The sequence below is a fragment of the Nonomuraea sp. 3-1Str genome (assembly GCF_031570565.1).
In the GTDB taxonomy this organism is placed as follows: domain Bacteria; phylum Actinomycetota; class Actinomycetes; order Streptosporangiales; family Streptosporangiaceae; genus Nonomuraea.
In genome coordinates, this window is record NZ_JALHBK010000003.1 from 286,465 (window position 1) to 299,069 (window position 12,605).

The following is a 12,605-nucleotide window of genomic DNA, read 5'->3' on the forward strand; positions in this document are numbered from 1 at the left end:
CCGCGGCGCGCTACTCCCGGGCGTCGCGGTCGTCGCGGTCCCAGGCGTACGGGTCGACGTAGATGACGTGACCGCCGCGGTCGTCCGACACGTCCACGATGTCCGTACGCCGCAAGCGCCCCTGCCCCGTCCCCGTGTGAGGGCGCGCCTGGGCCCTGGTCTCCGCCTCGGCCGAGGCGTGCTCGTCCGTCCAGTCGTCGCGGATGACCGGGATGGGCTGGGTGTCGGCCTCGGTGGCGTCGAGCCAGTGGCCGGGCAGCGGCTTGGCGTCGGACTCGGCCAGCCCCACCCTGCTCGCCGCGCGGGCGATCGCGGCCCCGGCCTTGCGCACGGGCTCCGCCGCCTTGTCGAGCGGCGCGCGGGCCCGCCGGTTGAGCAGCAGGATGTTGGTGATCCCGGCCGAGATGCCCGCGGCCACGCCCACCTCCAGCGCGACCGACAGGGCCACCTCCCACGGCGACGGGCCGACGGCCGCCAGCCGGCCGCCGCCGATCGGGCCGCCGGACAGGGTCGCGAGCAGCGCCGACACCAGGCCGGTCGTGACGCCGGTCAGGAAGCCCCACAGCGGGGCGGCCTCGTACGACGGCGAGGGCGAGATGCGCGCGACCACCACGCCCGCCAGCGCCCCGGCCGCGAACGGCAGCGCGACGACGGCCATCATCCAGGCCGGCACGGTGCCGCTGTCGGGCAGGGCGCCCAGCAGCGGCAGGCTCGGCACCGTGCCGAGCTGCACACCCGTGGGCGCGACCAGCGTGCCGGTGCCGATGGCGAAGCCCGGCCCGGCGATGTACGACAGCGCCCAGATGACCACGTTCAGCAGGTACAGGAGCTGGACCAGCAGGAGCAGCAGCCCGCCCACGAACCCAGGCGAGAGCACGTTCGTCAGCTCGCGCACCTGGCCGAAGTTGAGCACCACCGCCACGAGCACCAGCGCGAACCCCGCCACCAGCAGCACCGCCGTGGCCACCGCCGTGCCGACGGTCAGCGCCCGCACCCGCTCCGGCAGCAGCCTCAGCATCGCCCGCCACGGCCCGATGGTGCGCGCCGTCGCCACCGAGCCGGCCAGGAACGCCAGCGTGAAGTGGCTCAGCAGCGCCTCACCGATGAAGGGCTGGGTGACGTCGTTGCGGGCGACGAGCGCGATCAGGCCCGCCAGCAGCGCGTACGGCGCCGCCAGCGAGACCCCGGCCTGGGCCACCAGCACGAGCTGCGCCCGCCGCCGGGCGTTGGCCTTCTCGCGCGGGCTGTTCTTCGGCAGCCGGGCCGGGAGCCGCAGCCGCAGGTCGGCGTCGCGGGCCATCCAGCGGGCGGCGCGGTAGAGCAGGATCGCGGGCAGCACCACCAGGCCGAGCGGCAGCAGCCCGACCCGGCCGCCGGGCATCGCGAAGCCGGCGTGGTGGGCGGCCAGCCAGATCTGGGCGGCCGTGCGGAACACCCCCGGCAGGCCGGAGCCGAGCGCGCCGCTGGGCGCGGCGATCCAGCCGACCAGGGTGAGCGTGGTGAGCGCCGCCAGGCCGACGCCGAGGGTGGCGGCCGCGGCGAGCATCCCGGAGACGGGCAGCGGACGCCGGGACTCGTCGTCGTCCGAGACCCCGGGAATCTTGCCGAGGACCGAACGGGGGGCCGTCCGCAGCTGGTCGAGAAGCGCCGTCACAGTAGGCGATTTTCTCAAGCTTTCGCGACCGGCGCTTGGTTGACGCGCCGCAGGCGGCCAGCTTTATCCGGCTCTGCCGGGCTTTCCGGCCGTACCCGGGGCATCCGGGTGAACGCGGAAGGCCCCGCACGGCCGGAGCCGGTGCGGGGCCTTCCGCGGAACGTGCGCCGGGTCAGCGCGCCTGCATGATCTCGCGCATGAGGCGGGCCGTCTCGGAGGGGGTCTTGCCGACGCGGACGCCGACCTTCTCCAGGGCCTCCTTCTTGGCCTGCGCGGTGCCGGCCGAGCCGGACACGATCGCGCCGGCGTGGCCCATGGTCTTGCCCTCGGGGGCGGTGAAGCCCGCGACGTAGGCGACGACCGGCTTGGTGACGTGCTGCTCGATGTAGGCGGCGGCCCGCTCCTCGGCGTCGCCGCCGATCTCGCCGATCATCACGATCGCGTCGGTGGCGGGGTCGTCCTGGAACGCCTGGAGGGCGTCGATGTGGGTGGTGCCGATGACGGGGTCGCCGCCGATGCCCACCGCGGTCGAGAAGCCGAAGTCACGCAGCTCGTACATGAGCTGGTAGGTCAGCGTGCCCGACTTGGAGACCAGGCCGATGCGGCCCGCCGTCGTGATGTCGGCGGGGATGATGCCGGCGTTGGACGCGCCGGGCGAGGCGATGCCGGGGCAGTTCGGGCCGATGATGCGGGTCTTGTTGCCCTTGGCCACCGCGTACGCCCAGAACTCCGTGGAGTCGTGGACCGGCACGCCCTCGGTGATCACCACGCAGAGCGGGATCTCCGCGTCGATGGCCTCCTTGACGGCGTCCTTGGTGAACGCCGGGGGCACGAAGATGACCGACACGTCGGCGCCGGTCTTCTCCATGGCCTCCTTCACCGTGCCGAACACGGGCAGGCCCTCGTGCGTGATGCCGGCCTTGCGGGCGTTGACACCACCGACCACGCGGGCGCCGGAGGCGAGCATGCGGCGGGTGTGCTTGGTGCCCTCACCGCCCGTCATGCCCTGAACGATGATCTTGCTGTTCTCGGTCAGCCAGATAGCCATGTCTCACGCACCTACCGCAGCGAGCTCGGCGGCGCGCTTGGCCGCGTCGTCCATCGTGTCAACCAGCTCGACGCGCGGGAGCGCGGCGTCGGCCAGGATCTGTCGCCCGAGCTGGGCGTTGTTGCCGTCGAGGCGGACCACCAGCGGGTGGGTCACCGCCTCGCCGCGGCTCTCCAGGAGCTTGAAGGCCGCCACGATGCCGTTGGCGACGGCGTCGCAGGAGGTGATGCCGCCGAAGACGTTCACGAAGATCGACTTCACCGACGGGTCGGAGAGGATGATCTCCAGGCCGGCGGCCATGACCTCGGCCGAGGCGCCGCCGCCGATGTCGAGGAAGTTGGCCGGGGACGGCTTGCCGGGGAACGCCTCGCCGGCGTAGGCGACCACGTCCAGGGTGGACATGACCAGGCCCGCGCCGTTGCCGATGATGCCGACGTCGCCGTCGAGCTTGACGTAGTTGAGGTCCTTCTCCTTGGCCCGGGCCTCCAGCGGGTCCTCGGCGGCCTTGTCGGCGTACCCCTCGTGCTCCGCCTGGCGGAAGGAGGCGTTGTCGTCGAGCGTGACCTTGCCGTCGAGCGCCTTCACCTGGCCGTCGGCCGACAGGATCATCGGGTTGACCTCGACCAGCGTCGCGTCCTCGTCGACGAAGCAGCACCAGAGCTTCTCGATGAGCTCGGCCGCGCCGTCGAGCGACTGCTCCGGCAGACCGCCGGCGACCGCGATCTCACGGGCCTTGGCCCGGTCGATGCCGTCGAGGGCGTTGACGGGCACCTTGGCGACCTTCTCGGGCGAGGTGTGGGCCACCTCTTCGATGTCCATGCCGCCGGCGGCGGAGCAGATCGCGAGGAAGGTACGGTTCGCGCGGTCGAGCAGGAAGGAGAAGTAGTACTCCTCCGCGATCGCGCTGGCCTCCTCCACCAGAACCTTGTGGACCGTGTGGCCCTTGATGTCCATGCCCAGGATGGCCGTGGCCTTCCCGACGGCGTCGGCGGCGTCGTCGGCCACCTTCACGCCGCCGGCCTTACCGCGCCCGCCGGTCTTGACCTGGGCCTTGACCACGACCCTGCCGGTGAGTTGCTCGGCAGCCGCGCGCACCTCCTCCACGGTGTGGGCGACGATGCCCTTGGGCACCGGGATGCCGTAGTCCGCGAAGAGCTCCTTCGCCTGATGTTCGAACAGGTCCACGAGGGTCCGTCCTTGCTTATCCGACTGATGTTCGACGGCCCGGGCCACCCCGTACGTGCCGGGCGTTTCCGCCAGTGAAGCCTAGCCCCAAGCTTGACGTCCCCTGGTCACCGGGTCGCGGATATGCCGTGATGTGACGGTGATCTCACTTCGGCCGCATGTCGCCTCGCATCCGAAGAGGGATGAACTGCGGCCCCCGAAGCACCCGTATGCCGCTATCTGCCGACAAACCCCCGCAAAATGGCCTGGAGGGGCGGGCACCGGCGGGACGGTTGGAGCACCGAGCTGGAGGAGGACCAGCCAGTTGGATCATGGCTTCTCCGTGCGGCCGGGAAAACAAATGAGAATGAACGCCAGTGGGGTCGCCCTCACCCTCGCCACCGTGCCACCGGAAGACGACGACGGTCACGTACGGAAGCGGAACCCGTTCTTCAGCGGTGACGCGCCGCTCACGGGCCGTCGTTTTCTCGCGCGAAATCCAGACCTGCACGAGAAATACACATATTTCCCTCTACAGCGCCCCTCTCCTGAGATATCCTCGTGATCTTTCTTTGCCATGATCCTCCAGCATCCAAATGAGAAACGACAAGGATAGAGAATGAAGCGAATCCTCACCGGCGTCGCCCTGGCGTCCGCCGCCACGCTCATCGCGGCCGCCCCGGCCCAGGCCGCGCCGGTGAACCCGGTCGCCGCGGTCCAGAAGCAGTTCGTGGCGGGCAAGGGCGTCAAGTTCGTCGAGCAGGTCAAGATCGCCAGCGGAGGTGTGCGGCAGATCAGCCTCCGGCGTGCCGGCACGCTGCAGTTCGGCGCCTCCGGTGTCGTCGCCTCCGACCTCACCGGCCAGTTCAACATCAAGAGGGAGGACGCCGAGAAGTTCGCCAAGGAGCTGGGAGCGGATGAGCTCGGCCTCGACCTCGTGACGGCGCTGACGATGCCCGAGCGGATCGTCACGAAGGGCCGGTACACCTACCTCACGGGCGGCCTGTGGAGCGCGGTGTTCAACGCCGGCAAGTCCTGGATCAGGGTTCCCGGCACCCAGCCCATCGGCATGACCGCCATGTACGGCCAGCCGCTGAACATCCTCGCCGAGCCGGCCACGCTCAAGACCCTCCTCAAGGGCGCCAAGGCGACGAAGGACGGCTACACCGGCAAGGTCGCGGCCAAGGATCTGCGCAAGACGTCCCCCGGATTCGCCGCGACCCTGGGGCTGGCTTCGGCCAAGTCCGTGAAGGGCTCCATCGGCTGGAAGCTCACCGTCGACGCCAAGGGCCTGCCGGTCCGGCTGGTGTCGGTCATCCCGGCGGAGGCGCTGGGCGCGGTTGACGCGAAGGGCGCGACCGTGAGCGTCGAGACCACCTTCAGCGACTGGGGCACGCCCGTCACCGTGACGGCCCCGCCGGAGCTGGAGGTCGCCAAGACCCTGGACGAGGCGATCCAGATCCCGGGCCCCAAGACCATCCCGCTGAGCGCCATCGCCCACTGAGAGACCGGGTCATAGCCCGCTGAGAACGGATCGCGCCCGTCTCCCCCGCATCGGGTGGAGGCGGGCGCGACGCCTGTCCGGGGCCCTGTCGGGGGCTCTGCCCGGGACGGGCTGACGTCCTCCTAGGACAGCCTGGAGTCGCGGACGGCCGCCCAGGCGAGGGAGTGCCTGATGCCCTCCTCCAGCGAGTAGCCCGCGCGCCAGCCCAGCAGCCGCTCGGCGAGGTCGCTGCGCGTGTAGGCGCCCACCACGTCGCCCGGCCGGCGCGCCGTCTCCACGACCTCCACCGGCCGGTCCGCCACGCGGTTGAACGCGTCGGCCAGCTCCCGCACCGTCGTGCCCGACCCGGTGCCGAGGTTGATGATCGAGCCCTCCGGGAACAGCCCGTCGAAGCGCCGCAGCGCCTCCACGTGGGCCTGCGCCAGGTCCCAGACGTGGATGTAGTCGCGGATGCCGGAGCCGTCACGGGTCGGGTAGTCGGTGCCGGTGATCTGGAACGGCGTCCCCTCCTCGTACGCCTCGATGAGCTTGCCGAGGGCGTGGCTGGGCCGCCGGAGCTGGAGCCCGGTGCGCATGCTCGGGTCGGCGCCGATGGGGTTGAAGTAGCGCAGCGACAGCACCTTGACGGGCTGGGTGGCGGCGATGTCGGCGAACATGGCCTCGCACACCGCCTTGGTACGCGCGTACGGGCTCTGCGGGTCGAGCGGTGAGCGCTCGTCGACGGTGTGGTCGTCCCCGGCGCGGTAGATCGACGCCGACGAGCTGAAGATCATCCGCTCGCACCCGTTGCGCAGCAGGTGATCGACGAAGTCGAGGCTCTTGGCGACATTGGCCCGGTAGTAGCCGACGGGGTCGGCCACCGAGTCCGGCACGACGATGAGCGCCGCGCAGTGGATGACGGCCTCGATGTCGGGCCGCTCCGCGAACACCTTGTCGACCAGCGCGCCGTCGCTGATGTCGCCCTCGTAGAAGGCCCGCCCCTCGGTGAACTCGCGCCGCCCGGTCACGAGGTTGTCCAGGATCACCGGCTCGATCCCGGCGTCCAGGCACGCCGAGGCCACCGTGCTCCCGATGAACCCGGCGCCGCCGGAAATCAACACGCTCATGCCAGCCCCCTGCTCCTCACCATCACCGCCCACCGGCCTGCCCGGTCGAGCTCCCCACCACGTCCGCCGGCGCCTGCCGGCGGACCTCGCGGCCCGGCGGGCCGCCCGGCCCCGGAACGCCGTGCCCGACCATCCTCGGTCACCACGCGGGGCGCTCGTGACCATTGGCGAGGCCTCGGTCGTGTCGCTCCACCGACGGCCCAACGGCGTTATGTGATCGTTACAACTTACGGCCCTCAGAACGCCGGTTTCGTTTGTCTACCTATGAGACGCATGCGAAGCACATAAGTTCTGGAGTGACCCGTGAATCCCCTCACCCGGTTGCCGGCCCTGATCGCCATGGCGGCTCTGGTCTCGATGACGGCCTGCGCCGCCGAGAGCGCGCCCGCCACGCGGGCGCAGCCGACGCCGGCCGCCGGCGCACCCACCAAGAGCGCCACGGCCGCACGCAAGCCGCTGGCCGCCGGCGCCGCCAAGCAGGCGGCGCCGAAGAAGCCCAAGCTGGATATCGCCGACATCACGCCCATGGGCGAGACCACGGAGAAGGTCGGCGTCGGCTTCCCGATCATCGTGACGTTCGACCGTGACGTACGGGACAAGGCGGCGGCCGAGGCGGCGCTGGAGGTACAGGCGGACAAGCCGGTCGACGGCGCGTGGCGCTGGGTCTCCGCCCGCAAGGTCATCTACCGGACGAAGACGTACTGGAAGCCGCACCAGAAGGTGCTGTTCACCGCACACCTCAGCCAGATCCCGGGCAACGAGGCCGCCAAGGACGTCTCCCGCCGCTTCGCCGTGGGCACCGCCAACATCTCGGTGGTCGACACGCGCCGGCACGTGATGAAGACCTACCGCGACGGCAAGCTCGCCAAGCGGATCGCGATCAGCGCCGGCCGCGGCGGCCTCGTGCGCAACGGCGTGGACGTGTACCTGACGACCAGCGGCACCCACCTGACCATGGGCAAGAAGCGGGTCGAGACCATGACCTCGTCCTGGATGGGCGTCACGGACCCCAAGGACCCGCAGTACTACAAGGAGGAGATCCCCTGGGCGGTGCGGATCTCCGACAGCGGCGAGTACGTCCACCAGAGCGCCGGCTACTACCAGTACCTCGGCCGCTCCAACCAGAGCCACGGCTGCGTCCGCGCCACCCCCGAGGGCGCCCGCTGGTTCTACACGATCGCCCAGCGCGGCGACGTGGTGAAGATCACCGGCACCAAGCGCAAGCTCGACTGGCGCAACGGCTGGAGCTACTGGCAGCTCAACTGGACCGAGTGGAAGAAGGGCAGCGCCCTGACCGCCGCCAAGAGCTGACCCGCCGACGGTCCGGACCCGGCCGGTGAGCGGGCGCGTCGTCTCACCGGCCGCCGTCCGGCACGCGGTCGCCGGGCCGTGGGGCTGGTGTGGCAGCCGATAAACCTGGGATGATGGGATGCCTCGTCCCGCGGTGGAGAAAGGGTCCGCTACGTGAGTCCGTCCCCCAAGTTCCTCCCGCAGGCGGGGTTCCTGTTCTCCGCCGCCGGTGTCGCCGGCGTGGTCCTGCAGATGCTGAAGGTCGCCTACCCCGACGGCGACCCGGCCAAGGCGCGCGAGGTCGCGCAGCTGTTGCGGCAGCTGGCCGCGCGGACAGATGTCAGCCTGGACGACATGGAAGAGGTCGCGGGCAGGCTGTGGCGGCCACCGAACTCCGGCGCGGGCCTCGATGCCTTCAGGACCTACTTCACCGAAGAGATCGCGCCCTATCCGCCGCTGGTCTCCGCGTACATCCGCGGGTTCGCCGACGCGATCGACGACTACGCCGACATGCTGGAGCAGACCCAGCACACGCTCCGGACGATGGCCATGATCCAGTGGATCGAGCTGCTGATGTTCTTCTGCTGGCCGGCGATCGACAAGAAGGTCCAGGTGCTGATCAACTGGGCGATGCGCAAGCGGCAGGCACGACTGCTGCTCAGCATGTTCGAACACGCCGTGGGCAAGCGGTTCATCTACGCCGTCGGGGGCAGCCTCGCCTACACGGCCCTCGACCAGGCGATCGTCGACGGGTTCAAGCTGGCGAGGGGCGAGGACATGGGCTCGTGGGACGACCGCGGCATGTACATGTTGAAGAACTTCGCGGCTTGCATGGTCTTCTACCATGTGGATCCGGCCAATTTCGGCAAGGTCGCGAAGCTGCTGCCGCAGAACCAGGCGGCGCAGAACGCCATCGTGTTCCTGACCGGGTCCAGCATCTTCACCACCACCGCGAACGCGCTCAACAGGCCCGGCGACGTGGTCGACGATCCCGCCAGTCTGCTGCCCACCTGGGAGCAGATGCTCGCGAAGCTGGGTGTCGCCGCGGGCCAGGACCAGTTCAGGCGCTGGCGCGGGTATTACCCGGCAGTGGCCAGGTAGTCAGTCCTGGTCGAAGCGCCTGATCTCGTCGGCGAACGGGTTCAGGCCGTCCGTCATCAATCCCGCCATCTGCGCGGTCAGATCCGCGGTGGCGTCGTTCGCGGCGGCGAGCACGGCCTCCGCCAGCGCGTCCGCGCCGAGCCGCATCGCCCGCGGGTCGATCCGCAGGCTGCCGAGCGCGCCGCTCGGCAACACCTCGGCCCGCACCAGGCCGTCGGCCGCCTCGCCGCGGCCGCGAATGGCATCGAGCCTTTCCCGCAATTCTTCCAGCGGCGCGGTGTCGGCCTGGAATTGGGAGAGAAAGCGGCTCATCTCTTCGTCGAGGAAGGGGGCGCCGTCGTCCGGTGTGGTCATCAGGTCTCCAAGAAACGTCAGGGCTTGAGCTTCCCGTCCGACTCCGAGAACTTCGGCGGGTCGGACACTTTTGGCAGGGATTCGATGACGGCCCAGTTCGCGACGTCGAAGGTGGTCCTCATACCGGCCAGCCTTTCGGCGATCTCCGGATAGACGTCGCTCAGCGCGTTGACGTACGTCGATACTTTCTTCAGCGCGGTGGAATAGCCCTGCCTGAACGTCTTCGCCGTGTCGTCCGTGCCGGCGAAGTCACCCAGCGCGGCGATGGCGTCGAGAATCCGGCGGGTGTCCCCCGCGAGGTCGTCGTGCTCGGTGACGAACGCGCCGGCCGCCTTCGTGAAGTTGCTTCCGTAGAAGTCGGTCGGCGGCATGGCCGGGGTCCCATGGCTCGGCGAGGCCGGCGACGGATCGAACGGCGGGGAGGTGGTGCCGGGGGTGACCGACGGGGAAGCGGAGGGAGCCGGCCACGCGGGAGGCGCTCCGGTCGGCGTCGGTGCGGGGCTCGGAGTCGTGGGGCTCGGCGTGGGTGTGCCGGACGGGCTCGGCGTGGGCGTGCCGGACGGACTCGGTGTCGTCGGGCTCGGTGTCGTCGGACTGGGCGTGGCCGTGGGGCTTGGGTCCGTCGGGCTTGGCGTGGGGGTGGGCGTGCCGGACGGGCTGGGCGTCGTCGGGCTTGGGGTGGGCGTCGGCGACGTCGTGGCCGTGGACGACGGCGTGGGCGAAGGTGACGGAGTGGAGTTATCCCCTGAAGACATGACATCCTCCTCTGGGTGTGCCTTATCGCGTTGGCGCAGGCCACTGGCCGCCTTCACCGATTGCCGATATTACCTAGAGGTAAAGTGTACTTTGGGCCGCAGGGGTGCGCCGCCAAGGCCGGTACGAACGCGGCGGCGGCGCGACGGCGGTCACCGTGGATGTCCTGACCGGTACCGCCGTCACGCCGCCTGCCGGAGCGGCAACCCGTTTCCGGGAAAGGCCCTACAGATCCTGCGCGGGCATCATCCGCGCACCTGCTCCCGGAATCTCGCTCAGAGCTTCTCCAGCGGCGCGTACGCGAGCAGAAGGGTCTTCTCGCCCCCGCTCCCGAAGTCGATCTTCACCTTGGTCTTCTCCGCCTGCCCGTCCACCGACACCACGGTCCCGAGCCCGAACGCGTCGTGCGACACCCGGTCGCCGGGGGTCAGCGACGGGACGGCCCGGCCGCCCTTCTTCGGCGTGGCGGGCGCGGCCGGCTCGCGGCGCGTCGCGGCATTCCAGGCCGTCTTCTCCGGCGGCGTGCGCCAGTCCATGAGCTGCCCCGGCACCTCGCTGACGAACCGCGACGCCGGGTTGAACGACGGCGCGCCCCACGAGCTGCGCACCGCCGCCCGGGTGAGGTACAGGCGCTTCTGCGCCCGGGTGATGCCGACGTAGGCCAGCCGGCGCTCCTCCTCCAGCTCCTTCGGCTCGCCCAGCGAGCGCACGTGCGGGAAGACGCCGTCCTCCATCGCCGTCAGGAACACGACCGGGAACTCCAGCCCCTTGGCGGTGTGCAGGGTCATCAGCGTCACCACCCCCTGGCCGCCGTCGGCGTCGGGGATCTGGTCCGCGTCGGCCACCAGCGACACCTGCTCCAGGAACTCGACCAGCGTGCCCTCGGGGTTGGCCTCCTCGAACTCGGAGGCGACCGAGATCAGCTCGTTGAGGTTCTCCAGGCGGGACTCGTCCTGCGGGTCCTCCGACGCCTCCAGCTCGGCGCGGTAGCCGGTGGCGACCAGCACCTCCTCCGCCAGCGCGGACGGCGGCACGCCCTCGGCCTTGGCGATCAGCTCCTCCAGCATGGCGACGAAGTCGCGCACCGCGTTGAGCGAGCGGGTGGCCATGCCCGGCGCCTCGTCGGCCCGGCGCAGCCCCTCCCAGAACGTGACGCGCTCCCGCGCGGCGAACGCCTCGATCATCGCCTCGGCCCGGTCGCCGATGCCGCGCTTGGGCACGTTGAGGATGCGCCGCAGTGACACCACGTCGGCCGGGTTGGCCAGCACCCGCAGGTAGGCCAGCAGGTCCTTGACCTCCTTGCGCTCGTAGAAGCGCACCCCCCCGACCACCTTGTACGGCAGGCCGGTGCGGATGAAGATCTCCTCGAACACCCGGGAGGCCGCGTTGGTGCGGTAGAACACGGCGACGTCGCCCGCCCTGACGCCCTCCTCGTCGGTGAGCCGGTCGACCTCCTGGGCGACGAACATGGCCTCGTCGTGCTCGTTGTCGGCGACGTACCCGACGATCTTGGGGCCGTCGCCCTGGTCGGACCAGAGGTTCTTCGGCTTGCGCGACTCGTTGCGGGAGATGACCGCGTTGGCGGCGGCCAGGATGTTCTGGGTGGAGCGGTAGTTCTGCTCCAGCAGGATCGTGCGGGCGTCGGGGTAGTCGCGCTCGAACTCCAGGATGTTGCGGATCGTCGCGCCGCGGAAGGCGTAGATCGACTGGTCGGCGTCGCCGACGACGCACAGCTCCGACTGGTCGGCGCCCGACCTGACCAGCTCACCGTCGGTGGTGCGCAGCTCGGGCCGGCCCACCAGCTCCCTGATCAGGATGTACTGGGCGTGATTGGTGTCCTGGTACTCGTCCACCATGACGTGCCTGAACCGCATCCGGTAGTGCTCGGCCACCTCGGGGAAGAGCTGGAAGAGCGTCACCGTGTTCATGATGATGTCGTCGAAGTCCATCGCGCCGGCCTCGGTGAGCTTGAGCTGGTAGCTCCTGTACGCCTGGGCGAGGACCTTCTCCAGGTGGGAGCCCGCCCTGTCGGACGCGGTCTCGTAGTCGACCAGCTCGTTCTTGAAGTTGCTCACCTGCGCCGAGAACGACCGCGGCGGGTAGCGCTTCGGATCGAGGTCCATCTCGCGGCAGACCATCGCCATGAGCCGCTGCGAGTCGGCCTGGTCGTAGATCGAGAAGCTGGAGGGGAAGCCGAGCCGCTTGGCCTCGCGGCGCAGGATCCGCATGCAGGCGCTGTGGAAGGTCATCACCCACATCGCCTTGGAGCGCGGGCCGACCAGCTTGTCGACGCGCTCCTTCATCTCGCGGGCGGCCTTGTTGGTGAAGGTGATCGCGAGGATCTCGCCCGGGTGGACCTCGCGCTCGGCGAGCAGGTAGGCGATGCGGTGGGTCAGCACCCGCGTCTTGCCCGACCCCGCCCCCGCCACGATCAGCAGCGGGCTGCCGTGATGGATCACGGCCTCGCGCTGCTGCGGGTTGAGGCCGTCGAGCAAGGGGTGGTCAACAGAGACGTGGGTCGGCACCCACCTAGGTTATGACTCCCCGCCGACAAACGGCGCCCGGAATGACGGCCCCGGACCGCCGGTTGTCACGGGAGGGGAGATCCTGGGACCGTCGGCCGTACGGCAG

The 12,605-nt window shown here is 70.1% G+C and carries 10 protein-coding genes; 3 read left to right on the plus strand and 7 right to left on the minus strand.

Going from position 1 to position 12,605, the window contains the following annotated elements; all coding sequences use genetic code 11:
- Positions 1 to 10: 10 nt before the first annotated feature.
- The 3 genes from MTP10_RS07975 to sucC form a co-directional block, all read right to left on the minus strand.
- Entirely contained in the window at positions 11 to 1,654 is a 1,644-nt protein-coding gene (locus tag MTP10_RS07975; protein ID WP_310708386.1) for a DUF6350 family protein, read from the minus strand.
- 172 nt (positions 1,655 to 1,826) lie between these two features.
- Positions 1,827 to 2,702 (minus strand): succinate--CoA ligase subunit alpha, encoded by an 876-nt coding sequence (gene sucD / locus MTP10_RS07980; RefSeq protein WP_310708387.1) that lies wholly within the window; start codon positions 2,700 to 2,702, stop codon positions 1,827 to 1,829.
- 3 nt (positions 2,703 to 2,705) lie between these two features.
- Entirely contained in the window at positions 2,706 to 3,887 is a 1,182-nt protein-coding gene (gene sucC, locus MTP10_RS07985; protein WP_310708388.1) for an ADP-forming succinate--CoA ligase subunit beta, read from the minus strand.
- A 598-nt stretch (positions 3,888 to 4,485) separates the two neighbouring features.
- On the opposite strand from sucC, the gene MTP10_RS07990 reads away from it, so the two are divergent.
- The gene (locus tag MTP10_RS07990; RefSeq protein WP_310708389.1) at positions 4,486 to 5,370 is read left to right on the plus strand and encodes a hypothetical protein; all 885 of its coding nucleotides are present in this window, start codon (positions 4,486 to 4,488) and stop codon (positions 5,368 to 5,370) included.
- A 122-nt stretch (positions 5,371 to 5,492) separates the two neighbouring features.
- Here MTP10_RS07990 and galE read toward each other — a convergent pair whose 3' ends face one another.
- On the minus strand, positions 5,493 to 6,476 hold the full coding sequence (galE, locus tag MTP10_RS07995) for a UDP-glucose 4-epimerase GalE (protein ID WP_310708390.1): 984 nt from the start codon (positions 6,474 to 6,476) through the stop codon (positions 5,493 to 5,495).
- A gap of 303 nt (positions 6,477 to 6,779) precedes the next feature.
- On the opposite strand from galE, the gene MTP10_RS08000 reads away from it, so the two are divergent.
- Both MTP10_RS08000 and MTP10_RS08005 read left to right on the plus strand, forming a co-directional pair.
- Positions 6,780 to 7,787 carry a L,D-transpeptidase gene (locus tag MTP10_RS08000; RefSeq protein ID WP_310708391.1) on the plus strand — a complete coding sequence of 336 codons (1,008 nt, stop codon included), beginning with the start codon at positions 6,780 to 6,782 and terminating at the stop codon, positions 7,785 to 7,787.
- A 153-nt stretch (positions 7,788 to 7,940) separates the two neighbouring features.
- Positions 7,941 to 8,867, plus strand: coding sequence for a hypothetical protein (locus MTP10_RS08005; RefSeq protein ID WP_310708392.1), 927 nt, complete (start codon positions 7,941 to 7,943; stop codon positions 8,865 to 8,867).
- On the opposite strand, the gene MTP10_RS08010 is transcribed toward MTP10_RS08005, so the two are convergent.
- From MTP10_RS08010 to pcrA, 3 genes are all read right to left on the minus strand, one after another.
- Positions 8,868 to 9,221, minus strand: a complete 354-nt coding sequence (locus MTP10_RS08010) for a YbaB/EbfC family nucleoid-associated protein (protein ID WP_310708393.1) — start codon at positions 9,219 to 9,221, stop codon at positions 8,868 to 8,870. It abuts the gene before it with no gap.
- Positions 9,222 to 9,238: 17 nt separating this feature from the next.
- Positions 9,239 to 9,592: a hypothetical protein gene (locus MTP10_RS08015; RefSeq protein WP_310708394.1), complete on the minus strand. Its 354-nt coding sequence runs from the start codon at positions 9,590 to 9,592 to the stop codon at positions 9,239 to 9,241.
- A 657-nt stretch (positions 9,593 to 10,249) separates the two neighbouring features.
- The gene (pcrA, locus tag MTP10_RS08020; protein ID WP_310708550.1) at positions 10,250 to 12,469 is read right to left on the minus strand and encodes a DNA helicase PcrA; all 2,220 of its coding nucleotides are present in this window, start codon (positions 12,467 to 12,469) and stop codon (positions 10,250 to 10,252) included.
- Between the last annotated feature and the right edge of the window lie 136 nt (positions 12,470 to 12,605).